At 61.7% G+C, this 23,114-nt stretch carries 22 protein-coding genes and 3 tRNA genes; all 25 read left to right on the forward strand.

What is annotated here, in order from left to right; all coding sequences use genetic code 11:
• Window positions 1-315: 315 nt before the first annotated feature.
• A tRNA-Thr gene (locus BH682_RS08515) sits at window positions 316-388 on the forward strand.
• Window positions 389-433: 45 nt separating this feature from the next.
• Window positions 434-506 (forward strand) — tRNA-Met (locus tag BH682_RS08520).
• A 61-nt stretch (window positions 507-567) separates the two neighbouring features.
• On the forward strand, window positions 568-735 hold the full coding sequence (gene rpmG, locus BH682_RS08525; RefSeq protein ID WP_003941903.1) for a 50S ribosomal protein L33: 168 nt from the start codon (window positions 568-570) through the stop codon (window positions 733-735).
• 86 nt (window positions 736-821) lie between these two features.
• Complete coding sequence (gene hadA, locus BH682_RS08530) at window positions 822-1,376, forward strand: (3R)-hydroxyacyl-ACP dehydratase subunit HadA (RefSeq protein ID WP_019744315.1); 555 nt, start codon at window positions 822-824, stop codon at window positions 1,374-1,376.
• Window positions 1,363-1,788, forward strand: a complete 426-nt coding sequence (gene hadB, locus BH682_RS08535) for a (3R)-hydroxyacyl-ACP dehydratase subunit HadB (protein ID WP_003941909.1) — start codon at window positions 1,363-1,365, stop codon at window positions 1,786-1,788. The genes hadA and hadB overlap by 14 nt, the downstream gene beginning before the upstream one ends.
• A 173-nt stretch (window positions 1,789-1,961) precedes the next feature.
• Window positions 1,962-2,034: transfer RNA gene (locus BH682_RS08540), tRNA-Trp, on the forward strand.
• A 31-nt stretch (window positions 2,035-2,065) separates the two neighbouring features.
• The gene (secE, locus tag BH682_RS08545) at window positions 2,066-2,569 is read left to right on the forward strand and encodes a preprotein translocase subunit SecE (RefSeq protein WP_020968963.1); all 504 of its coding nucleotides are present in this window, start codon (window positions 2,066-2,068) and stop codon (window positions 2,567-2,569) included.
• 84 nt (window positions 2,570-2,653) lie between these two features.
• Window positions 2,654-3,490: a transcription termination/antitermination protein NusG gene (gene nusG / locus BH682_RS08550; RefSeq protein ID WP_003942049.1), complete on the forward strand. Its 837-nt coding sequence runs from the start codon at window positions 2,654-2,656 to the stop codon at window positions 3,488-3,490.
• 66 nt (window positions 3,491-3,556) lie between these two features.
• Window positions 3,557-3,991, forward strand: a complete 435-nt coding sequence (gene rplK / locus BH682_RS08555; RefSeq protein WP_003941896.1) for a 50S ribosomal protein L11 — start codon at window positions 3,557-3,559, stop codon at window positions 3,989-3,991.
• Between the two features lie 109 nt (window positions 3,992-4,100).
• Window positions 4,101-4,820: a 50S ribosomal protein L1 gene (rplA, locus tag BH682_RS08560; protein WP_003941982.1), complete on the forward strand. Its 720-nt coding sequence runs from the start codon at window positions 4,101-4,103 to the stop codon at window positions 4,818-4,820.
• A gap of 134 nt (window positions 4,821-4,954) precedes the next feature.
• On the forward strand, window positions 4,955-5,647 hold the full coding sequence (locus tag BH682_RS08565) for a hypothetical protein (protein ID WP_063314754.1): 693 nt from the start codon (window positions 4,955-4,957) through the stop codon (window positions 5,645-5,647).
• A gap of 419 nt (window positions 5,648-6,066) precedes the next feature.
• Window positions 6,067-6,651, forward strand: coding sequence for a 50S ribosomal protein L10 (rplJ, locus tag BH682_RS08570; RefSeq protein WP_003942074.1), 585 nt, complete (start codon window positions 6,067-6,069; stop codon window positions 6,649-6,651).
• 78 nt (window positions 6,652-6,729) lie between these two features.
• Window positions 6,730-7,116: a 50S ribosomal protein L7/L12 gene (gene rplL, locus BH682_RS08575; RefSeq protein ID WP_003941857.1), complete on the forward strand. Its 387-nt coding sequence runs from the start codon at window positions 6,730-6,732 to the stop codon at window positions 7,114-7,116.
• A 258-nt stretch (window positions 7,117-7,374) separates the two neighbouring features.
• On the forward strand, window positions 7,375-8,496 hold the full coding sequence (locus BH682_RS08580; protein WP_024487305.1) for an ABC transporter ATP-binding protein: 1,122 nt from the start codon (window positions 7,375-7,377) through the stop codon (window positions 8,494-8,496).
• A 9-nt stretch (window positions 8,497-8,505) separates the two neighbouring features.
• Window positions 8,506-9,300 carry an MlaE family ABC transporter permease gene (locus BH682_RS08585; protein ID WP_003942038.1) on the forward strand — a complete coding sequence of 265 codons (795 nt, stop codon included), beginning with the start codon at window positions 8,506-8,508 and terminating at the stop codon, window positions 9,298-9,300.
• A gap of 5 nt (window positions 9,301-9,305) precedes the next feature.
• Window positions 9,306-10,166 carry an MlaE family ABC transporter permease gene (locus BH682_RS08590; RefSeq protein WP_003941894.1) on the forward strand — a complete coding sequence of 287 codons (861 nt, stop codon included), beginning with the start codon at window positions 9,306-9,308 and terminating at the stop codon, window positions 10,164-10,166.
• The gene (locus BH682_RS08595) at window positions 10,163-11,524 is read left to right on the forward strand and encodes an MCE family protein (protein WP_003942007.1); all 1,362 of its coding nucleotides are present in this window, start codon (window positions 10,163-10,165) and stop codon (window positions 11,522-11,524) included. Before BH682_RS08590 ends, BH682_RS08595 begins: the two co-directional genes overlap by 4 nt.
• Window positions 11,521-12,600 (forward strand): MCE family protein, encoded by a 1,080-nt coding sequence (locus tag BH682_RS08600; protein ID WP_003941932.1) that lies wholly within the window; start codon window positions 11,521-11,523, stop codon window positions 12,598-12,600. Before BH682_RS08595 ends, BH682_RS08600 begins: the two co-directional genes overlap by 4 nt.
• Complete coding sequence (locus BH682_RS08605) at window positions 12,597-13,592, forward strand: MCE family protein (protein ID WP_003942053.1); 996 nt, start codon at window positions 12,597-12,599, stop codon at window positions 13,590-13,592. Before BH682_RS08600 ends, BH682_RS08605 begins: the two co-directional genes overlap by 4 nt.
• On the forward strand, window positions 13,592-14,845 hold the full coding sequence (locus tag BH682_RS08610; protein ID WP_003941941.1) for an MCE family protein: 1,254 nt from the start codon (window positions 13,592-13,594) through the stop codon (window positions 14,843-14,845). The genes BH682_RS08605 and BH682_RS08610 overlap by 1 nt, the downstream gene beginning before the upstream one ends.
• Window positions 14,842-16,119 (forward strand): MCE family protein, encoded by a 1,278-nt coding sequence (locus BH682_RS08615; RefSeq protein WP_003941859.1) that lies wholly within the window; start codon window positions 14,842-14,844, stop codon window positions 16,117-16,119. Before BH682_RS08610 ends, BH682_RS08615 begins: the two co-directional genes overlap by 4 nt.
• Complete coding sequence (locus BH682_RS08620) at window positions 16,116-17,363, forward strand: MCE family protein (protein WP_003942085.1); 1,248 nt, start codon at window positions 16,116-16,118, stop codon at window positions 17,361-17,363. Before BH682_RS08615 ends, BH682_RS08620 begins: the two co-directional genes overlap by 4 nt.
• Window positions 17,364-17,462: 99 nt before the next feature.
• Entirely contained in the window at window positions 17,463-18,191 is a 729-nt protein-coding gene (locus tag BH682_RS08625; RefSeq protein ID WP_075832675.1) for a hypothetical protein, read from the forward strand.
• 45 nt (window positions 18,192-18,236) lie between these two features.
• Window positions 18,237-19,130: a hypothetical protein gene (locus BH682_RS08630; RefSeq protein ID WP_075832677.1), complete on the forward strand. Its 894-nt coding sequence runs from the start codon at window positions 18,237-18,239 to the stop codon at window positions 19,128-19,130.
• A 461-nt stretch (window positions 19,131-19,591) separates the two neighbouring features.
• Complete coding sequence (rpoB, locus tag BH682_RS08635) at window positions 19,592-23,098, forward strand: DNA-directed RNA polymerase subunit beta (RefSeq protein WP_003942068.1); 3,507 nt, start codon at window positions 19,592-19,594, stop codon at window positions 23,096-23,098.
• The last annotated feature ends 16 nt before the right edge of the window (window positions 23,099-23,114 follow it).

Consider the following 23,114-nt stretch of genomic DNA (forward strand, 5'->3'; position numbering starts at 1 on the left):
GATTCTCTTCGCGAGAGTCGGGGCTGACTTTTTTGTGCGTGTACCGAGGTCGAGCGCGCGTTGGCGACGCAGGCGCCGGCTTCGGCTCAGGGGTGTCGGGGGCTCAGGGGCCTCGGGATGGGCACCGGGGGATGGTTTCAGGGGGAGTGCAGGGTCGAGCTGGTTCCCGCAAAGCCCTCGCCAGCGGCCCCGATCGGTGCAACAATGGGCTCCGGCACCATTTTTGCCCCGATGACCAGCGGATTTGGTGCTGGCGCTCGTTCGTGTGTAATCTTTCGGAGGCTTCAAGAGAGCGGCAACGCACTCCTGAGCCACGCCCCCTTAGCTCAGTCGGTAGAGCGTTTCCATGGTAAGGAAAAGGTCAACGGTTCGATTCCGTTAGGGGGCTCGCTGGATTGTGGTGCCGTGCTTTCCGCGCGACACTCGACACCGAGGCGGTGTAGCTCAGTTGGTAGAGCAAACGACTCATAATCGTTGCGTCGCCGGTTCAAGTCCGGTCACCGCTACACAATATGCATGATCCACCCTGATTGCTCGTAATCAGATACACCCGAAAGAAGGCATCCCGTGGCCTCCTCGACCGACGTTCGGCCCAAGATCACCTTGGCCTGCGAGGTATGCAAGCACCGCAACTACATCACCAAGAAGAATCGGCGCAACGACCCCGATCGCCTGGAGCTCAAGAAGTTCTGCCCCAACTGCGGAACCCACCAGTCGCATCGCGAGTCGAAGTAGTAAGTCCTTAACAGGACGACGATTTTCGCGGAAGACCCTCTCTGGGCCTGCGTCTTCGGGTCCTAGCTAGAAGAGAGTCTCACCGCGTGACAGATTTGCAAGAGAACCAGGCAGCGGCCGAGGTCCCTACGGACCCGGCCGCTCATGCCGTCCAGATGGTCGGTCACCACTATCGTGTCGAAGACTTCTACGAGGTCGGACGCGAGAAGGTGCGCGAGTTCGCTCGCGCCGTCCAGGACGCCCATCCCGCGCACTACGACGAGTCGGCAGCCAAGGGCCTCGGATATGACGGCCTGATCGCTCCCATCACGTTCGTCGCCATCGTGGGTGCCATTGCTCAGCGACGTCTGTTCGAAGAGATCGTCACAGGCTACGACCTGAGTCAGATTCTTCAGACCGATCAGCGCTTGGTGCTGCACAAGCCCATGCAGGTAGGTGACCGACTCTTCTGCGACGTCTTCCTGGATTCGTTCAGGCAGGCCGCAGGTAGCGACATCATCGTGACCAAGAACATCATCACCGATCAGAACGACGAAGCAGTCGTCACCACGTGGACGACGCTTGTTGCTCGAACGGGTGGGGAAGTGGACGAGAACATCGCCCACGCAGTCAAGGACGTGATGATGCATGTCGCTTCGTAAATTTTCCGACGTGAGTGTCGGCGAACTTCTCCCCGAGAAGTCCGTCACCCTGACGCGTGGAAACCTCGCCAACTACGCGGGTGTTTCGGGAGATCCCAATCCGATTCACTTCAGTGACGAGGTCGCACGACTTGCCGGCTTGCCGGACGTCGTCGCGCACGGCATGCTCTCCATGGGCATCGGTGCCGGCTACGTCACCGAATGGCTGGGAGATCCGGGCGCAGTGACCGAGTACAACGTACGGTTCACGAGCCCGGTGATCGTGGCAGCCGACAAGGCTGCCGAGATCGAGTTCACCGCCAAGGTGAAGTCGATCGACGAAGAAAGCAAGACCGCAGTACTGGCAATTGTGGCCAAGTCCGAAGGTAAGAAGATCTTCGGTCGTGCCACTGCCACGGTCCGTCTAGCCTGATCGCAGGGCGGATTGTGTTTGTTCCGGGGCTTTGAAGTACACTGAGATTTCTGGGATTCCTCAGCGCTGCGCGCTGCCCTGAATGTTGCAAGACATTCACCTCGGGTAGCGCGTATGTTGTGTGATCGCAGAACGGTTGATTCAGGCAGGGTCTACCTGTCGAGGTCAACCAAAGGGGCGTAGCTCAACTGGCAGAGCAGCGGTCTCCAAAACCGCAGGTTGCAGGTTCAAGTCCTGTCGCCCCTGCCCCCGGATGCCAGCGACTGAGAGGAACGACGTGAGCGAGGAGCGCGCCAAGCGCGACGCCGACACTTCGGATGCGGAGACTTCAACGTCTGCCGATTCGACCGGTGTCGACGACACTGCAGCTGACGCGACTACGCGTTCCGATCTTTCGTTGGACAAGGACGGTGCCGAAAAGGCTCCCTCCGCATCCAGTGGGGTTTCCAACAAGCCGACCGGCAAGCGCGCTGCACGCGGCGCCTCGGTCAGCGCGTCCACCGTGAAGACTCCGGCCCGGACGGCATCCCGGACATCTTCGGCCAAGCCGACTGCAACGAACCCCGGCAAGAAGCCCAAGGCGAAGAAGGACAACATCTTCAAGCGCCTGCGCAAATTCTTCCGCGAGGTCATCGCAGAACTCCGTAAGGTCATCTGGCCGAACCGCAAGCAGATGATCACCTACACCAGCGTCGTGCTGACGTTCGTGGTCTTCATGGTCGCTTTCATCAGCGGCGTCGATATCGCTGTGATCAAGGGTGTCACCTGGCTGTTCGGCTGATCGCCGTAGCAGTCGGGCGTCTTTGCCTGCGAGCGCGACAAGACCCGACCCGGGTCCGAGTAACGAGAGGAAGCGAGTGCCCCAGTGAGCACCCCCGAGAACGACACGAATGAGGCTTTGGCCGAAGAGCGTGTTTCTGCCGAGGCGGCAGCCGAAGTAGACGTCGTGGTTGCCGAAGGCACCGATGCAGACGTTGCCGAAGGCACTGATGCAGACGCTGCAGCGACCGAGGACGTCATCTCCGACGATGCCGAGAACTCCGACGAGGCCGCTCCCGCCGCCGAGCTCGAGGTCGAGGATCCCGTTGCCGAACTCAAGGCTGCGCTGCGCCGCGCCCCGGGTGACTGGTACGTCATCCACTCGTACGCCGGTTACGAGAACAAGGTCAAGACCAACCTCGAGACTCGCGTTCAGAACCTCGATGTCGGCGACTACATCTTCCAGGTGGAAGTTCCCACCGAAGAGGTCACCGAGATCAAGAACGGCCAGCGCAAGCAGGTCAACCGCAAGGTTCTGCCCGGATACATCCTCGTTCGCATGGAGCTCAACGACGAGTCGTGGGGCGCCGTGCGCAACACGCCTGGTGTCACCGGTTTTGTCGGTGCCACGTCGCGTCCCTCGCCGCTGACCCTCAACGAGGTCGTCAAGTTCCTGCTCCCGCAGCAGGAGCAGAAGAAGCAGCAGGCTGCAGCGGCCGCCGTCGCAGCAGGCGAGGCACCGTCCGAGTCCTTCGGCAAGCCCCTCATCGAGGTCGACTTCGAGGTCGGCGAGTCGGTCACCGTCATGGACGGCCCGTTCGCAACCCTTCCGGCCAGCATCAGCGAGGTCAACGGCGAGCAGCAGAAGCTCAAGGTTCTCGTGTCGATCTTCGGTCGTGAAACCCCGGTTGAGCTCAACTTCAACCAGGTCGCGAAGATCTGACCACCCCAAAACTTGCAATTTGTTCGACGCAAGACACACACCCAAGCTAGAAACTAGGAACTAGAGATGCCCCCAAAGAAGAAGAAGCTCGCCGGGCTCATCAAGCTGCAGATCCAGGCAGGTCAGGCTAACCCTGCACCTCCCGTGGGTCCCGCGCTCGGTCAGCACGGCGTGAACATCATGGAGTTCTGCAAGGCCTACAACGCGGCGACTGAGTCCCAGCGCGGCAACGTTGTGCCGGTCGAGATCTCGGTCTACGAAGACCGGACCTTCGATTTCAAGCTGAAGACCCCTCCCGCCGCCAAGCTGCTCCTCAAGGCAGCCGGCGTCGCCAAGGGCTCCGGCGAACCGCACAAGACCAAGGTTGCCTCGGTGACCATGGATCAGGTGCGCGAAATCGCGAAGACCAAGGCTGAAGACCTCAATGCCAATGACATCGAGCAGGCCGCGAAGATCATCGCCGGCACCGCTCGTTCCATGGGCATCACGGTCCAGGGCTGATAGTCCGCTCCACAGCATTACGTGGGAGGGCCGGCCAGGCCCCGACCACAACTGAACCATTCACCACTGCACAGGTAATTCGCTGCAGTGACAAGTAAGGACAGAACAAATGGCAAAGCGCAGCAAGGCGTACCTCGCCGCCGCTGAGAAGATCGACGCAGACAAGCTCTACAGCCCGCTTCAGGCTGCAAAGCTCGCCAAGGAGACGTCGTCCACCAAGATGGATGCAACCGTTGAGGTTGCAGTTCGTCTGGGCGTCGACCCCCGTAAGGCTGACCAGATGGTCCGCGGAACGGTCAACCTGCCCCACGGCACCGGTAAGACCGCTCGCGTCATCGTGTTCGCTGTTGGCGAGAAGGCAGCAGAAGCCGAGGCTGCAGGCGCTGACGTAGTCGGTGCAGAAGACCTGATCGAGCGCATCCAGGGTGGATGGGTCGATTTCGACGCCGCAATCGCGACTCCTGATCAGATGGCCAAGGTCGGCCGCATCGCCCGTGTCCTCGGACCGCGTGGCCTGATGCCGAACCCGAAGACGGGCACCGTCACGGCGGATGTCACCAAGGCTGTCAACGACATCAAGGGCGGAAAGATCAACTTCCGCGTCGACAAGCAGGCCAACCTGCACTTCGTCATCGGCAAGGCATCGTTCGACGATGAGAAGCTGGTGGAGAACTACGGCGCAGCCCTGGACGAGATCCTGCGTGCGAAGCCCTCGTCGGCCAAGGGTCGCTACGTGAAGAAGATCACGGTCTCGACCACCACCGGTCCGGGCATCCCGGTGGATCCGAACCGTACTCGCAACCTCCTCGAGGATGCTGCAGACGCGTAAGCAGTCCGCATACGAACAAGAAGGCCGGCAGGGATCACTCCCTGCCGGCCTTCTTGTCTGTGTCGGGAGGGCCTGCCTCTGCCGGTGGTATCGGTCCAACGGTGGTATCGATCCAACGGTGGCATCATCGGGGTATGCACGAAGCGTTCCAGTTCCTCGGAAACTTTTGGTGGCTGATCTTCGTTTTCGGCGGCACCATCGGTGGGGCGCTGAAGGGTGTCGCGGTTGCCAACGAAAGGCGGATCGAGCGCCGGCAAGAGCGCTTCCGGCTCAAGCAGCAGACCAAGGTCGCCATCGCGCAAGCCAACGCACAACATCACGCCGACGAAGAAACACAGCGCCGAGAGCTGGCCAAGGCAATCGAGCAGCACGATGCGGTCGACGCCCGATGGTTCGCGTACGAGCTCGATCCGGTCACACTGCTCGACACCCCGATGATGACGGACATGCGCGAGCCTTTGACCGCCGATTTTCATCGAGCCAAATATCGTGCCGATCTGCTTCGCCCAGGCAATCCGGAGACGATGATCGGCAACCAGCAGGCACAAACCGAGTACCGCGAGGCGGTGCACGCTTACTCGATCGCCTTCGAAATCGCGGAAGCTGAGGCGAAGCGCCGCCGACGGAGCGGATTCACCCTCGACGAACAAGAACGCCTGGTAAGGGCGCAACGTCTGCTGCGACTGGCCATGGACGAGGGCGCGACGCCACAGGAACGTCAGAGTGCGTACCGGAAGGCCCACAAGGAACTCGATGGATTGCTGGTGTTGCCGGACCGAGCTCGGGCAGCAATCGAACACAAGATCGCCAGGGCTATCGGTGCTTGAAGGAATCGGGTGCGTGACGAACCCGATTTGGTTGTGCAGCGAGCAGTCAGGTAGTCTTCGAGGCGGAGTTCAGTGCTGGATATGAACTTCACCCCAAAATCATGTTCTACCCAAGACCGTTGGTGATTGCACTCAGTGATGGGTGTGGTTGAAAGTCCGGGAGTGCCCGGCGGCCCACGTAGGTGAACGAGGTAGGGGGATAGCTTGATGTAGTGGTTCTACAGTTTGCCTGGTTATGCACTGCCTCGCTTTGCATCGTTACGCTGATTCGTAAGCCTCTTCTTCATGTTTCCTCTGTACGCCCCGTGCGCTTGCGCCGGGGCGTTTTGCATGTCGCGGACTGTGTCTTCTCGGGTTCACCCCGATGAGGTGCAGCGGTTCCTGAGTGGGACAACGACTGTCACGAGAGGAGGCGAAGTATGGCAAAGCCTGAGAAGGTTTCCGCAGTTGCGGAAATCACCGAGCAGTTCAAGGGTTCGACCGCCGCTGTGGTCACGGAATACCGTGGCCTTTCGGTTGGCAACATCACGACACTGCGACGCGCTCTCGGAGAAGGTGCCACCTACTCCGTCGCCAAGAACACCCTGGTCAAGCGTGCCGCCGCAGAGGCTGGCATCGAGGGCCTTGATGACCTGTTCGTTGGTCCGACCGCCATTGCATTCATCAAGGGCGAACCGGTCGACGCTGCGAAGGCTCTGAAGAACTTCGCTAAGGACAACAAGGCGCTCATCATCAAGGGCGGCTACATGGACGGCGCTGCGCTGTCCGTGGAAGAGGTCAACAAGATCGCGGATCTCGAATCCCGCGAAATCCTGTTGGCAAAGCTTGCCGGCGCGATGAAGGGCAACTTGGCAAAGGCCGCAGGCCTGTTCAATGCTCCCGCTTCGCAGATGGCCCGTCTGGCCGCTGCCCTGCAGGAGAAGAAGGCTGCAGAAGGCGGAGCCGCAGAGGCCCCCGCAGAGGCTGCCACCGAGGCTCCGGCCGAGGCCGAAGCCGAAAGCTGATCCGCACCCGCGCATCACTGCTATAACCCCGCCCGGTCGCGGATCAGCGACATGGGACTTACAGGAAGGACCGCCACAATGGCGAAGCTCAGCACCGAAGAGTTGTTGGACCAGTTCAAGGAGCTCACCCTCCTCGAGCTCTCGGAGTTCGTTAAGGCATTCGAGGAGACCTTCGAGGTCACCGCTGCTGCTCCCGTCGCCGTCGCCGCTGCAGGCGCACCGGCTGCCGGCGCAGAAGCTGCTGAAGAGCAGGACGAGTTCGACGTCGTCCTCGAGTCGGCTGGCGACAAGAAGATCCAGGTCATCAAGGTCGTCCGTGAGGTCGTTTCCGGCCTCGGCCTGAAGGAAGCCAAGGATCTCGTCGAGAGCGCTCCGAAGGCCATCCTCGAGAAGGTTGCCAAGGACGCCGCAGAGGCTGCCAAGGAAAAGCTCGAAGCTGCCGGCGCAAAGATCGTCATCAAGTAAGACGGTTTTCCCGCTGCTCTTCGCGAGTAGTAACGAAGAGGGCCACTCCCCACGGGGAGTGGCCCTCTTTTTTGAACTTTTTTCGCGGGTGATATGCCGGAATTCATGCAGGTGGGAGGGGTGTCCGAACTAGGCTGTGATCTGAATTATGCTTCTTCCCTACTCGTTAGTAGTATTCGCAGTCACGGGTACCACTCCCATGCGATAGAGTGACCCAACCCACACGGGTGCATGCATGCAACGGACGTCGCGGAGGTAATGGTGGGAGTCGAGGTAGCGGTACAAGGACTGACAAAGTCTTTCGGGTCGCAGAGGATTTGGCAGGACGTGTCGTTGACACTTCCCGCGGGTGAGGTCAGCGCACTGCTCGGGCCTTCGGGTACCGGTAAGTCGGTGTTCCTGAAGTCCCTGATCGGACTGCTCCGCCCTGAACAAGGCTCCATCGTCATCGACGGCACGGACATCCTGCAGTGCTCCTCCAAGGAGCTCTACGAGATCCGCAAACTGTTCGGCGTTCTCTTCCAGGACGGCGCACTGTTCGGCTCGATGAACTTGTACGACAACATCGCCTTCCCGCTTCGTGAGCACACCAAGAAGTCGGAATCCGATATCCGCAAGATCGTGATGGAGAAGTTGGACCTCACGGGTCTGGTCGGCGCCGAGGACAAGCTTCCCGGTGAGATCTCCGGCGGTATGCGCAAGCGTGCCGGTCTGGCGCGTGCACTCGTTCTCGATCCCGAGATCATCCTCGTCGACGAGCCCGACTCCGGTCTGGATCCGGTGCGTACGACGTACATCAGCCAAACGCTGATCGACATCAACGCCCAGTCGGACGCGACGATTCTGATCGTCTCGCACAACATCAACCTCGCACGCACGGTGCCGGACAACATCGGCATGCTCTTCCGTCGTCAGTTGGTGATGTTCGGTCCTCGCGAGGTGCTGCTCACCTCGGACGAGCCCGTCGTCAAGCAGTTCCTCAACGGAACGATGATCGGTCCGATCGGTATGTCGGAGGAGAAGGACGAGGCTCAGATGGCGCACGAGCAGGCGCTCGTCGACGCCGGTCACCACGCCGGTGGTGTCGACGACGTCGAGGGCATCGTGCCGCAGATGAAGGCCACCCCCGGAAACCCGGAGCGTCAGGCTGTTCGTCGTCGCCAGGAGCGCGTCCGCCAGATCATGCACACCCTCCCAGCTAACGCTCAGGCGGCAATTCAGGACAGCCTTGACGAGGTTGACGGAACTGGGCAGTACGCTCCCCAGTACGCCGACGCGAGCGGCTATCAGGGGGAGTGGAACGACAACTCGCAAGACACGCAGGTCATTCCTGCATACGAGGGCGATCCCTACGGAAACACGACACACGGGCAAGGGTAGGCATATCGGATGGGGGTTACCCGCAACTCGGTTCTGAGTCCGGTCAACGGAGCATTAACTCAGGCCGGAAACATCGTCGAACTGTTTGTCGACGTCGTCAGGAATACGTTCCGGCGTCCATTTCAGTTCCGTGAGTTCATCGAGCAGGCCTGGTTCATCGCCAGCGTGACAATTTTGCCGACGGCATTGGTAGCCATTCCTTTCGGCGCCGTCGTCTCACTGCAGACCGGTTCGCTGATCAAGCAGTTGGGCGCAGAATCGTTCACCGGCGCTGCCAGCGTCCTGGCGGTGATCCAGCAGGGTAGCCCTCTGGTGACAGCATTGTTGGTCGCCGGTGCGGCCGGATCGGCCGTGACGGCCGACCTCGGTTCTCGAACCATTCGCGAAGAGATCGACGCGATGGAAGTCCTCGGAATCAATCCGATTCAGCGCCTGGTGGTTCCGCGTGTACTCGCGATGGTGCTGATCGCTGTTCTGCTCAACGGACTGGTGTCCGTCGTCGGTATCGCGGGTGGTTACTTCTTCAACGTGATCCTGCAGGGCGGTAACCCCGGTGCCTACATCTCGTCGTTCTCAGCTTTTGCGCAGCTACCGGACATTTGGAGCGGTGAGATCAAAGCCGCGGTGTTCGGTGTCATCGCTGGTGTGATCTCCGCGTACAAGGGACTCCACCCGTCCGGTGGCCCGAAGGGCGTCGGTGAGGCGGTGAACCAGGCCGTCGTCATCACGTTCCTGCTGTTGTTCTTCGCCAATCTGATTCTGACGATGGTGTACCTCCAGATCGTGCCGGCGAAGGGATCTTGACCTAAATGACCATCGCACGAGGCCGCGGCGATCAGTTCCTGCTGAAGAGTCGCAAAGTAGCCAGAATTCCAGTGAACGCGTTGGACCGCGCGGGCGAGCAGATGTCGTTCTACGCGCGCGCCATCGCATGGACCCCGCGCACCTTGCATCGGTACCGGAAGGAGACGCTTCGACTACTCGCCGAAGTGACCTTCGGTAGCGGTGCGCTCGCAGTGATCGGCGGAACCATCGGCGTCATCGCGATGATGTCCGGATTCACGGGTGTCGTCGTCGGCCTCCAGGGCTTCGCCGCTCTGGAGCAGTTGGGTAGCTCGGTCCTGACCGGCTTCCTCTCCGCATACGTCAACACCCGAGAGATCGCTCCGATCGTTGCGGCTCTTGCGCTCTCGGCCACGGTTGGTTGTGGCTTCACCGCCCAACTCGGTGCCATGCGAATCTCCGAAGAGATCGACGCGCTCGAGGTCATGGCAGTTCCGTCGGTGCCGTTCCTGGTCACGACGCGCATGATCGCCGGCTTCGTCGCCGTCATTCCGCTGTACATCGTGGGTCTACTCGCGGCGTACCTCGCCTCGAGAGTGATCAGCACGGTCTTCAACGGGCAGTCGACGGGTTCCTACGACCACTACTTCAACCTGTTCCTGCCACCGCAGGACGTGCTGTATTCGTTTGCGAAAGTCCTGGTATTCGCCTTCGTGCTGATCCTGATCCACTGCTACTACGGGTTCCATGCCTCAGGTGGTCCCGCAGGTGTCGGCGTGGCCGTCGGCCGCGCTGTTCGCGCCGCAATCGTGACGATCGCCGTTCTCGACTTCTTCCTCAGCCTCGCAATCTGGGGCACCACGACGACAGTGAGGGTGGCCGGATGATCGAGGCTCCGTCAGTCCTGCGCCGCCGTGTGCTCGGACTCGTGTTCTTCGTGGTGTTGGCATTGTTCCTGGCCTTCACCATCGGAACCTTCAACAAGACGTTCAAGGACGTCGTGAAGATCGACCTCGTGACCGACACAGTCGGAAATGCGTTGCCACCCAACGCGGACGTCAAGGTCCGTGGGCTGCTGGTCGGCGAGGTGCGATCCGCGTCGACGAAAGACGGCCAGGTCACCTCGGTCCTCGCGATCGAGCCGGACAAGGCTGATCTCATTCCGTCCAACGTCACGGCGCGTCTGCTCCCGAAGACGCTTTTCGGTGAGCGCTACGTCTCCCTGATCATTCCGGAGGGAACCACCGCGACCCCGATTTCCGCGGGAACGGTGATCCACCAGGACAAGAGCGGCAATGCTGTCGAGGTCGGCGACGTTCTGGACGGACTGCTCCCACTTCTGCAGGCGATTCCGCCGCAGGATCTGGCGAACACTCTCGGTTCTCTCGCGCAGGGTCTGACGGGACGCGGCGCCGAGCTCGGTCTGACGGTCGATCGTCTCGAGGAGATCTTCCGCGGCGTCAATACCGAACTGCCCGCGGTGCAAGAGGATCTGCGCAAGTTCGCGGACTTCTCCCAGACGTACTCGGACGCTGCGCCCGATCTGATCAACGCTCTCGACAATCTGCGGACCACGGGTAACACGGTGGTGCAGAAGCAGGACCAGTTGCGGACACTGCTGGCGTCGCTCACCGTGACATCGTCGGACACCGCAGCCTTCCTCGAAGCGAACTCGTCCTCGATCATCACGCTCGCTGCGGATTCGAAGGAAGCTCTCCAGCTTCTGGCCCAGTACTCTCCGACCTTCGGGTGCACGTTCAAGGGCTTCTCGGACACCGCTCCGGAAGCTGCCAAGATCCTGTCCACCGACGCGCCCAATCCTGGTGTGCGTGCGAGTATTCAGATCGTGAACCCCAAGGGTCGCTACCTGCCCAACCAAGACGAGCCACGGCTCGTCGACAACCGCGGCCCGGTTTGCTACGACAACGTCACCGAGCCCGGTCGTCCGTTCCCGCAGTACCCCGGCGGTTCGTACGGTGACGGTTCCTACCAGGTTCCTTCCCGCAATCCAGGTCCCGCCACCATGGAATTCCTGCCTGCACCCGAGGGCTCCGGACCTCAGTTGTTCTCGACCAACAACAGCGGTCCGGCTCAGCAGGCCGGCTACGCGGGCTCGAAACTCGAAGAGGATACGTTGAAGGTGATCTACGGACAGGCCAACGGTGTTGCGCCGGACGATGTTCCGGCGTGGACCACGATGGTCAGCGCTCCGGCATTCGCAGGTGCGGAGGTGAGCGTCCAATGAGAGGACTCGCAGCTCCGCTGACAAAGCTCATCATCTTCGTTGTGGTGACGGTCCTGGCGACAGGACTGCTGGCAGCCAGTATCGCCAACCTCGGCGGCGGTGGCGGCACCAAGTTCAACGCCGTCTTCTCCGACGTCACTTCGTTGAACGAGGGCGACGAGGTTCGCATTGCCGGTGTTCGTGTCGGCCAGGTCGAGAAGATTGCCATCGTCAACGACAACCAGGCCGAGGTCCAGTTCTCGGTATCCGACCGTGATTGGTTGCCGGCCAGTTCCATCGCCACCATCCGGTTCCGCAACCTGGTGGGGCAGCGGTACATCTCGCTCTCGCAAGGTGAAGGCAGCCAAGGCAAGAAGATCACCGGCGGCGATACCCTGCCGCTGTCTCAGACGCGCCCGGCAGTCAACCTCACGACACTCTTCAACGGCTTCAAGCCGCTGTTCACCACCCTGAGCGCGGACGACGTCAACAAGCTGTCGTACCAGATCATCCAGGTGTTCCAAGGCGAATCGGGCACCATCAGTGAGCTCGTGCGCAACACCGCGAGCCTGACCAACACCGTCGCGGACAAGGACGCGGTCATCGGCGCGGTGATCAAGAACCTCAACGACGTTCTCGACACCGTCAACGCGAACGACAAGAACCTCGATTCACTGATCGTCAACACCCAGCAACTCGTCACCGGGTTGGCCAACGAGCGTGGGGTGGTCGGTTCGGCCGTCACCTCACTCGCCGGCCTGACCGACGCGACGGCAGACCTGCTCGAGCCGACGCGGCCGTCGATTCAGGGCTCGATCACGGCGCTCAACACACTGGCGACCACACTCAATCGTCGGAGTGACGACGTCAACGCGGTGCTCGAGACCTTGCCGGTCAAGCTCGAGAAGCTCGCACGCGTAGCGAGCTACGGTTCCTGGTTCCAGTTCTATCTGTGCGGAATCGACATCGTTGCCGGTCCAGGACAGTCTGCGTCGCTGAATCTGCCCACCGGCCTGCCGACGGTCAATCAGCCGATTTACACCAACGCGGCCACGCGATGCACTCAAGACGGTATGAGGGAGTTGCAAGGTCGATGAGTAAACGTCGCAGTCCGGCAATGGCCGGAGCCATCGGTATCTTCGTGGTGCTGCTGGCCACTTTGTCCGCGTTCTTCCTCGATTCGCTTCCGTTCGTGGGAGCAGGCTCGTCCTACTCCGCCGAGTTCTCCGAAGCCGCGGGTCTCAAGCCTGGTAACGAGGTTCGTATCGCCGGCGTGAAGGTCGGCAAGGTCACTTCCGTCGATCTCGACGGTGACCGTGTTCTCGTCGACTTCAAGGTCAGTGACGCGTGGGTGGGAGATCAAACCTCTGCGTCCATTCAGATCAAGACCATTCTGGGACAGAAGTACCTCGCACTAGATCCGCGCGGAACCGACAACCTCGATCCCAAGGATCGGATTCCGCTCGAGCGCACCACCTCTCCGTACGACGTCGTTCAGGCCTTCTCGGCCGCGGCGGACACCGTCGGCGACATCGACACCGACCAGTTGGCGAAGAGCATGGAGACGTTGTCCCAGGCATTCTCCGAGACACCTGGCGATGTCCGCGCTTCGCTCGACGGTGTCAGTCGGCTGTCGCAGACGATCGCGAGCCGCGATCAGGACTTGCAGAAGCTCTTCGCCGCCACCGGGAAGACGTCGCAGATTCTTGCTGACCGCAACAAGGAATTCACCCAGCTGATCCGAGACGGTGGACTACTGGTGCAGGAGCTCAACAATCGCCAGCAAGCGATTTCGCAGCTGCTCACCGGAACTCAGCGCGTCTCTCAGCAGCTCACCGGTCTCGTTCGTGACAACGAGGCGGCAATCGGGCCGGCGCTGACGCAGCTCAACGGCGTCATCGACATCCTGAAGGCAAACAACGAGAACCTGGACAAGGCACTGAAGCTCTACGAACCCTTCATTCGCTTGTATGCCAACGTGGTCGGCAACGGCCGTTGGTTCGACCAGGTCGTCGTGAACCTCCTTCCGCCGGGTCTGCCGGACATTCCGGGCTACCGTGACCCCGTTCGTACGTTGGGAGGCAACTGATGGCTGATACTGCCGAAGCCGGAAGCGGCTCCAAGAAGCGCTCGGTCGCGATCATCGCCGCTGTTCTGATCGGGTTACTCGTAATCGGTGGCGCGCTGTGGTGGGTGTTCACTCGCGCCGGTACCACCAAGATCACCGCCTACTTCGACAAGTCGGTGGGTATCTACGACGGTTCCGACGTTCGTGTTCTCGGTGTCAAGGTCGGCACCGTCGAATCCGTCGAACCCCAGGGAGATCAGGTCAAGGTCGAGCTGCGTGTCGATCGTGGGATCGACATTCCCGCGGGTGCCAGTGCCGCTCAGATCACGCCGTCGGTGGTTGCCGACCGCTACATCCAGCTGACACCGGTCTTCACCGGCGGCGACAAGATGGCCAGCGGTGCAGTAATTCCGATCGAGAAGACGGCGACGCCCGTCGAGGTCGACCAGTTGTACTCCAGCATCGACGAACTCGCGTCGGCTCTCGGTCCTGAAGGTGCCAACAAGAACGGAGCACTGTCCGATTTCGTCGAGACAGGTGCGGCCAACCTGGAGGGCAACGGTGAAGCGTTGGGAGACAGCATCACCAACCTCTCGGATGCCGCACGGACGCTCAATGATTCGCGTGACAACATCTCGCTCACCATCAAGAACCTGGATACTTTTGTGGGCGCTCTCGCGGCCAACGATCAGCAGGTGCGCCAGTTCAACACGCAGTTGTCGGACCTGACCGGATTCCTGGCAGGTGAGCGCGACGATCTCGGTGCCGCTCTGAACCAGCTCTCGATTGCGCTCGGCGACGTCGCGAAGTTCGTGGCCGACAACCGCGATCAACTGGTCCAGACAACCGAAGGTCTCGTCGAACCGACACAGACATTGGCGAACAACAAGGAAGCACTGGCCAACACGCTCACCATGCTTCCGCTGGCGATCTCCAACTTGGTCAACTCGTACGACGCCGAATCAGGTGTGCTGGCTTCACGTCTGGCGTTCCCTGATCTTCAGAACCCGGCCGGCGTGCTCTGCAAGTTGATGGACCTCGGCAAGCTGTTGCCCGGTGATCCGCGGTTCGAGGCATTGGGAAGGCAGATGCAACCGGCTATCGACCAGTGCGCAAACGTCGCTGCGATGACCGACGCAGCCAATCAGGCTGCAGGCCTGAACCTTCCCTTCGGCATCCTTGCCGGTTCCGAACGACAGATGCAGGTAGTTCCGGGCACTGTGCCCGGCGTCGTGTCACCGCGACTGACCAGTGGAAACGGGGAGGGCGAGTGAAGCGTTCGTTGATAGTCGGCGCCGGATTGTGCGCCGTCCTGATCTCGGCAACCGCCTGCTCGTCCGAGGGGATCTACGCTGTCCCGCTTCCCGGCGGTCCTGATGTGGGTTCCGATCCGATGCACTTGACCATTCAGTTCGACGACGTGCTCGACTTGGTTCCGCAGTCCGCTGTGAAGGTCGACGGCGTTCCCGTCGGTCGAGTCGACGACGTGTCGGTCGGACCGGACGGATGGACCGCGGACGTCGGAATCATCCTCGACTCGTCGGTTGATCTGCCCGCCAACGCAATTGCCGCGGTCGAGCAGACCAACCTGCTCGGCGAGAAGTTCATCCAGCTGTCGGCCCCGCCGTCCGGACCGGACTCTGCGAAGCTGGCCGACGGTGACCTCATTCCGCTGGATCGCACTCGCCACGCCACGGAGATCGAGCAGGTTCTCGGCGCATTGTCGCTGCTGCTCAACGGCGGCGGTGTGGGCCAGTTGCAGCCCATCGTCGAAGAACTCGGTGCCGCGTTCGACGGTCGCGAAGGCAAGACGAGAAGTCTTCTGGAGCAGGCGAACACACTCATCGGTGGACTCAACGAGCAGCGTGACGACATCACACGCGCCCTCGACGGCCTGGATGTGCTCTCGACTCGCGTCAACGATCAGAACGAGAAGATCGGGAAGATTCTCGAGGAACTCCCCGTTGCGACACAGGTTCTCAACGAGCAGCGTCCGCAGCTGACGCAGATGCTCGCTCAGGTGGATCGACTCGGAACAGTGGGAACCGACGTCCTCACACAGTCCAAGGACGATCTGATCGCTGATCTTCAGGCTCTGCGTCCGACGCTGCAGGCGCTCGCAGACTCCGGTGACGACTTCGTGGGGGCACTTCCGTTCCTTCCGACGTTCCCGTTCCCGGACGGTGTCGAGAAGATTGCACAGGGTGGTTCCGTCAACCTCTTCCTGAGTGTCGACCTGCAGATCGGCAATACACTCTCGGGTCTCGGTGTCGGGCAGGGAGAACCGGAATACCGCCAGCCCAAGTTCGGCAATCCCAAGCCGGTGGTCGACCCCTCCAACCCGTACTACAACGGCAACGGGCCGCGACCGGGGTGGCCGACAGTGTCACTGCTGCCGATCGCTCCGATCCTGCCGCAGGTTCCCGTTGTCGCCGGCCTTCCCGCCACAACAGCGGGTGACCCGGCAACGCCGGCGCCCGCGGCGAACCCACTCAACCCCATCCAGGGAATGCTGGAACAGTTCGGAATCGGCGGTGATGGACAGTGAGATCAGCTCTGGTCAGATGGCAGCTCGTCGGCTTTGTCGTGGTTGCGCTCCTGGGTCTCATCTACGTCGGCGCCAAGTACGTGCGCCTGGACAACCTCATGGGGTTCGGTCAGTACACGGTCAAGACCGAATTGGCCACGTCCGGTGGAATTTTCACCAACGCCGAGGTGACGTATCGCGGCGTGCCGGTCGGGCGAGTGGGCGACATGTCGTTGACCGAGGACGGAATTCAGGTCGACCTGAAGATCGACAACAGTGCTCCGGAGATTCCCGCGTCGGCCCGTGCCGTCGTGGCCAACCGCTCCGCCATCGGTGAGCAGTACGTCGACCTTCAGCCCGATACCGACCAGGGACCGTTTCTCGAGGACGGCTCGGTGATCGCGGTGGGGGACACCACAACTCCGATCCCGATCGAGGATGTGCTGACCAGTGCCAACGGCTTGGTCAAGTCCGTGCCCGTCGACGCGCTCCACACCGTCGCCGTCGAACTCGGTGCAGCGTTCAACGGGAAGGGCGAGGACATTCAGGTCCTGGCCGATTCGCTGTCCGGTCTCTCGCAGTCCGGGCTCGACACTCTGCCTCAGACGCTCGCGCTGATTCGGAACAGTGAGACGGTACTGACGACGCAGTCGGATCAGTCCTCCGCGATCAAGCAGTTCAGTACCGATCTCGATGCTGTCACGGCGCAGTTGCGGACCAGTGATCCGGACATCCGTCGCTTGATCGACAACGGCATCCCGGCCAGCGATCAGATCGGTGCCCTCATCAACGAGGCGGGCCCGAGCCTGACGACTGACCTGACCAATCTTGCCGCGACCACCAAGACGCTTGCGCCGCGAACGATCGCGCTGCAGCCGTTCCTGATCTTCCTTCCCGGTCTGGCCGCTGCCGCACCGACGGTTGCTCCCGGCGACGGAACGGTCCATCAGGGCTTGGTGCTGGAGACCAACAATCCGCTCTCGTGCACGGTGGGTTACGAAGGCACCATGGCGATCCTGGACGAGATGAAGCGTCAGAATCCCAATTTCGACGACACCCAGCAGGACTTCCCGCTCAACACCGCCGCGTCGTGTGAGACGCCGCTGGGCAGCGAGACGGGCGTCCGCAGTGCCAACCGCGTGGTGTACGCCGATCCCGACACGATCCAGCCTTGGGACTTCAAGCCGAAGGTCGATCCGGACAAGTTGAACCTCAACCCGATCGCGACGCAGTTGGCGCCGTTGCTCGGAGTGACACCGAAGTAGACCGATCCGAATGTGGTCGAGTTTGTGCAGTTCAGGCTACTGAGTTGTGGCAGTTGACGATTCGCGGCCAGAGGCTGGGCAAAACAGGTAAGTAGGGTAGTGAGTGTGATTCAGAGAAACAGTTCCCCGCAGTCCGGCGGGCCCGAGCAAGTCGAATCGGGAGCGCCGACAACCGGTAGACCGAAGGGGCTGACAGCGTCTCTGATTGCGGTCGGTGTCCTGCTTCTGGCGGCCGTGGTTGTGCTCGGTGTGTTCGGCGTCCCGTACGTTCGGGCGCTCACCACCGACCGCACCACCGCCGAGATGCGTGACGACGCGCTTATCGGTGCGCAGCAAGTCGCGATCAACCTCAACAACGCGGATTCGGCCAATCTCGACCAGTCGATCGAGAACATGCGTTCTTCGGTGACCGGTGACGAGATGACGACGTATCTGCAGACCGTTCAGGATTCCATCACCGACGAGTTGCGTAACTCGGGCTCGAAGGCTGACACCGAAGTCGTTCAGTCCGCGCTGACCGAGCTCAATACCGATGACCGGACCGCCACGGCACTGGTCGTCGTTCGAGTCACCACGACCCAGGGCAACCAGTTCGTCAAGAATCAGCTCGGCATGCGGCTGGGCATGGTCGAGGTCGACGGGGTCTGGAAGGCTCAGTCGGCTGATCCGATCGGCTCTCGGCTCGATCTCGGCTCCGGCACCCTGCCGGCCACCGACGGCTCCACGCCTGCTCCTGACGCAACGCCCGCACCCGGTTCGGGGACCGAGGCACCTGCCTCCGGTGCTTCCGCACCGACAACCGAGGGTGGTGATTCCGGTGGCCAGTAGTTCGTCGAACCTGCACACCGACATCCCTCGAAGGAGAAGCGCGTAATGCCACCCAAACGTCGTACCGGCGGACCGTCCTCCCCGCAGAACCGTCGGCCGAAGATCGCGGGAAGCGCTCGCTCGCTCAACGTCCCCGCGGGGACGTCCGATTCGGATCCGGTCGAGCCCACGATCGAACAGCCGGAAGAAGAAACACAGGAGGCTGTGAAGCCGGAGGTTTCGAAGCCGGAGGTTGCGAAGCCGGAGGTTGCGAAGCCGGAGGTTGCGAAGCCGACGCTCACGAAGGCCGAGTCCGGAGACATCGAGCCGCCGAAGACGGAAACCGACGCTCCGGAATCCACACCGGGCCCCGATCTGACCAAACCGGCGAAAACCGTCGCAGACGAGCCCAAGGCCCCTGCTACCCCGGAGACGGGCGCGGGGGAGTCGGCGACAACACCTACACAATCCAAGGCCGGTTGGCGCCTGGTCGCGATCCTGGGGGCCGCAGCGGTCATCGTCGCGATCCTCGCCGGCATCGCCTTCTTCGAAGTCGGCGCGAAGACGGACGACATCGCCTGGGTGGACGAAGGCGCCACGGCTGAAGTTCTTCGTGTGACGCCGTCTGCGTTGGCTGCAGTCTTCACGTTTTCTCCCGACACCTTCGACGCCGATTTCGACAAGGGTGTCCAGGGCCTGAACCAGTCGATGCGCGATCAGCTGACGCAGTACAAGGACACGCAGAAGGCCGGCGTCGAACAAACCCAGACGGCAACGACCGCTGATGTCCCGCTGATCGGGATCACACGGCTCGAGAAGGACCGGGCGCAGTTGCTCGCCCAACTGAACGTCAGCTCGACGCAGAACGGCGTGGCGGCAGACTCTCGCTCCGGAATGGTCATCGTGAGTCTGGAGAAGCAGGATGGAAACTGGCTGATCTCGGAGATTCGCGACCAGTAGCTCGGAGATTCGCGACCAGTAGCACCTGCGCACCAGCGCGAAGATCTGGATCGACGCACGATGTCGGTCCAGATTTTTCGTATGTGACGCCGTTGCTGGCTACACTCCCGGTGGCAGTGTTCGAATGCGCGTCACGAATGTTCGAATGCTGCGACACGCGCTCTCGCCCTTGACGGAGCGGTCCGCAAGGTCCACTCTGATCGGTGAACATGCACGGACGAGTGATCGGCAGTCTCACGTCAGTATCTGAATTCGACCCTCAGTTACACCCGACTCGACATTTCCAGAGTAAGGGTGTACTTTTGGACGTTGCGCTGGCTGCCTCCTGTCCACCCCTCGTCTCAACCGCTGCGAAGTCAAGTACTTCTTGCTTTCTGCGACGGGTTTCGTTCGGGTTGTAACCAGCGAAATTCGAAGCAGATACAGCGGCGGTCGCAACAGCACGGAGCGGCCCGCGTGAGGTGCTGGAAGGACGCATCTTGGCAGTCTCTAGCCAGACCAAGGCAGTTTCCGGAATCCCCGGAGCCCCGAAGAGGGTTTCGTTCGCGAAAGTTCGCGAACCCCTCGAAGTTCCCGGGCTTCTTGACGTACAGACAGATTCGTTCGAGTGGCTGATCGGCGCGCAGAGTTGGCGTGAACGAGCAGCGGCACTCGGCGACAATGCAGTGTCCGGTGGTCTCGAGGACATCCTCGCGGAGCTTTCTCCGATCGAGGATTTCAACGGCACTATGTCGCTGTCCTTCTCCGACCCTCGATTCGACGAGGTCAAGGCCTCGACGGACGAGTGCAAAGACAAGGACATGACCTACGCGGCGCCGTTGTTCGTCACCGCGGAGTTCATCAACAACAACACTGGTGAGATCAAGAGCCAGACGGTCTTCATGGGAGATTTCCCGATGATGACCGACAAGGGCACCTTCATCATCAACGGCACCGAGCGTGTGGTCGTCTCGCAGCTCGTGCGTTCCCCCGGTGTGTACTTCGACATGAGCGTCGACAAGAGCACCGAGAAGGATCTGCACAGCGTCAAGGTGATCCCGGGTCGCGGCGCATGGCTCGAGTTCGACGTCGACAAGCGCGACACCGTTGGTGTCCGTATCGACCGCAAGCGTCGTCAGCCTGTCACCGTCCTGCTCAAGGCACTCGGCTGGACCACCGAGCAGATCACGGAGCGCTTCGGCTTCTCCGAGATCCTCATGGCCACGCTGGAGAAGGACAACACCGCCGGCACCGATGAGGCGTTGCTCGACATCTACCGCAAGCTGCGTCCGGGCGAGCCCCCCACCAAGGAGAGCGCGCAGACCCTGCTGGAGAACCTGTTCTTCAAGGACAAGCGCTACGACCTCGCTCGCGTGGGTCGTTACAAGATCAACAAGAAGCTCGGCCTGAACGCGGGTCAGCCGATCGTTGCATCCACGCTCACTGAAGAGGACATCGTCGCCACCGTCGAGTACCTCGTGCGTCTGCACGCAGGTGACACCTCGATGACGGCTCCGGGCGGCGTCGAGGTTCCCGTCGAGGTCGACGACATCGACCACTTCGGCAACCGTCGTCTGCGTACGGTCGGCGAGCTCATCCAGAACCAGATCCGCGTGGGCCTGTCCCGCATGGAGCGTGTGGTTCGTGAGCGCATGACCACGCAGGACGTCGAGGCAATCACGCCTCAGACGCTGATCAACATCCGTCCCGTCGTCGCTGCGATCAGGGAGTTCTTCGGAACCTCCCAGCTGTCGCAGTTCATGGACCAGAACAACCCGCTGTCGGGGCTGACGCACAAGCGTCGTCTGTCCGCCCTCGGCCCGGGTGGTCTGTCCCGTGAGCGCGCCGGCCTCGAGGTTCGCGACGTTCACCCGTCGCACTACGGCCGCATGTGCCCGATCGAGACCCCGGAAGGCCCGAACATCGGCCTGATCGGTTCGCTGTCGGTCTACGCTCGCGTCAACCCGTTCGGTTTCATCGAGACCCCGTACCGTCGCGTCGTCGACGGACAGGTGACCGACGAGGTCGACTACCTGACCGCTGACGAAGAAGACCGCCACGTGGTCGCGCAGGCCAACTCGGCCATCGACCGCGAGGGTCGCTTCACCGACTCGAAGATTCTCGTCCGCCGTAAGGGTGGCGAGGTCGAGTTCGTCGCGTCCTCCGACATCGACTACATGGACGTTTCGCCGCGTCAGATGGTGTCCGTCGCAACCGCGATGATTCCGTTCCTCGAGCACGACGATGCAAACCGTGCCCTGATGGGCGCGAACATGCAGCGTCAGGCTGTCCCGCTGGTTCGCAGCGAGGCACCTCTCGTCGGTACCGGCATGGAGCTGCGTGCAGCTGTGGATGCCGGCGACGTCATCATCACCGAGAAGACCGGTGTCGTGGAGGAGATCTCCGCGGACTACGTCACGGTGATGGCTGACGACGGAAGCCGCAAGACGTACCGGATGCGCAAGTTCGCGCGTTCCAACCAGGGCACGTGCGCCAACCAGCGTCCGATCGTGGACGAGGGACAGCGTGTCGAGGCCGGCCAGGTTCTGGCCGACGGTCCTTGCACCGAGAACGGTGAGATGGCGCTGGGTAAGAACTTGCTCGTCGCGATCATGCCGTGGGAAGGCCACAACTACGAGGACGCGATCATTCTGTCGCAGCGTCTCGTGGAAGAGGACGTCCTGACCTCGATTCACATCGAGGAGCACGAGATCGATGCCCGCGACACCAAGCTCGGTGCCGAGGAAATCACTCGCGACATCCCGAACGTCTCCGACGAGGTCCTCGCCGACCTCGACGAGCGCGGCATCATCCGTATCGGTGCCGAGGTTCGTGACGGCGACGTGCTGGTCGGAAAGGTCACGCCGAAGGGCGAGACCGAGCTGACCCCCGAAGAGCGCCTCCTTCGCGCCATCTTCGGTGAGAAGGCTCGCGAGGTTCGTGACACGTCCCTCAAGGTTCCTCACGGTGAGACCGGCAAGGTCATCGGAATCCGCGTGTTCTCGCGTGACGAAGACGACGATCTGCCTCCCGGTGTCAACGAGCTGGTCCGCGTCTACGTGGCACAGAAGCGCAAGATCCAGGACGGCGACAAGCTCGCCGGCCGCCACGGTAACAAGGGCGTCATCGGCAAGATCCTGCCGCAGGAAGACATGCCGTTCCTCTCGGACGGCACGCCTGTCGACATCATCTTGAACACGCACGGCGTCCCGCGTCGTATGAACATCGGTCAGGTCTTGGAGACCCACCTCGGGTGGATCGGCAAGACCGGGTGGAACGTTCAGATCGCGTCCGACGGCTCTCGTCCCGACTGGGCTGCGACCCTGCCGGAAGAGATGCTGTCCGCTCCGGCCGACTCGAACATCGCCACCCCGGTGTTCGACGGTGCGAAGGAAGACGAGCTCACCGGTCTCCTCGGCGCGACGCTGCCGAACCGTGACGGCGAGCAGATGGTCGGACCCGACGGAAAGGCCACCTTGTTCGACGGCCGCTCCGGCGAGCCGTTCCCGTACCCGGTCTCGGTCGGTTACATGTACATCATCAAGCTGCACCACTTGGTCGACGACAAGATCCACGCTCGTTCGACCGGTCCGTACTCGATGATCACGCAGCAGCCTCTCGGTGGTAAGGCCCAGTTCGGTGGCCAGCGCTTCGGTGAGATGGAGTGCTGGGCGATGCAGGCCTACGGCGCGGCTTACACGCTGCAGGAACTGCTGACCATCAAGTCGGACGACGTGGTCGGTCGAGTCAAGGTGTACGAAGCCATCGTCAAGGGCGAGAACATCCCCGAACCCGGCATCCCCGAGTCGTTCAAGGTGCTCCTCAAGGAGCTCCAGTCGCTCTGCCTCAACGTGGAGGTGCTGTCCTCGGACGGCGCGGCCATCACGATGGCGGACGGCGACGACGAGGACTTGGAGCGGGCCGCAGCGAACCTGGGCATCAACCTGTCCAGGAACGAAGCTGCGACGGTCGACGACCTCGCGAACTAGGTTTCGGTCCCCGGGT

The organism is Rhodococcus sp. YL-1, assembly GCF_001942025.1.
Classification (GTDB): Bacteria; Actinomycetota; Actinomycetes; order Mycobacteriales; family Mycobacteriaceae; genus Rhodococcus_F; species Rhodococcus_F qingshengii.

Bases quoted from the DNA above. Each gene is read 5' to 3' on its own strand.
- BH682_RS08565 (WP_063314754.1), top strand. From the start codon at position 4,955: ATGCACGAAGCGTTCCAGTTCCTCGGAAACTTTTGGTGGCTGATCTTC.
- BH682_RS08600 (WP_003941932.1), top strand. From the start codon at position 11,521: ATGAGAGGACTCGCAGCTCCGCTGACAAAGCTCATCATCTTCGTTGTG.
- rplL (WP_003941857.1), top strand. From the start codon at position 6,730: ATGGCGAAGCTCAGCACCGAAGAGTTGTTGGACCAGTTCAAGGAGCTC.
- BH682_RS08595 (WP_003942007.1), top strand. From the start codon at position 10,163: ATGATCGAGGCTCCGTCAGTCCTGCGCCGCCGTGTGCTCGGACTCGTG.
- BH682_RS08580 (WP_024487305.1), top strand. From the start codon at position 7,375: ATGGTGGGAGTCGAGGTAGCGGTACAAGGACTGACAAAGTCTTTCGGG.
- rplA (WP_003941982.1), top strand. From the start codon at position 4,101: ATGGCAAAGCGCAGCAAGGCGTACCTCGCCGCCGCTGAGAAGATCGAC.
- BH682_RS08585 (WP_003942038.1), top strand. From the start codon at position 8,506: ATGGGGGTTACCCGCAACTCGGTTCTGAGTCCGGTCAACGGAGCATTA.
- rplJ (WP_003942074.1), top strand. From the start codon at position 6,067: ATGGCAAAGCCTGAGAAGGTTTCCGCAGTTGCGGAAATCACCGAGCAG.
- BH682_RS08590 (WP_003941894.1), top strand. From the start codon at position 9,306: ATGACCATCGCACGAGGCCGCGGCGATCAGTTCCTGCTGAAGAGTCGC.
- BH682_RS08605 (WP_003942053.1), top strand. From the start codon at position 12,597: ATGAGTAAACGTCGCAGTCCGGCAATGGCCGGAGCCATCGGTATCTTC.
- hadB (WP_003941909.1), top strand. From the start codon at position 1,363: ATGTCGCTTCGTAAATTTTCCGACGTGAGTGTCGGCGAACTTCTCCCC.
- BH682_RS08630 (WP_075832677.1), top strand. From the start codon at position 18,237: ATGCCACCCAAACGTCGTACCGGCGGACCGTCCTCCCCGCAGAACCGT.
- BH682_RS08610 (WP_003941941.1), top strand. From the start codon at position 13,592: ATGGCTGATACTGCCGAAGCCGGAAGCGGCTCCAAGAAGCGCTCGGTC.
- rplK (WP_003941896.1), top strand. From the start codon at position 3,557: ATGCCCCCAAAGAAGAAGAAGCTCGCCGGGCTCATCAAGCTGCAGATC.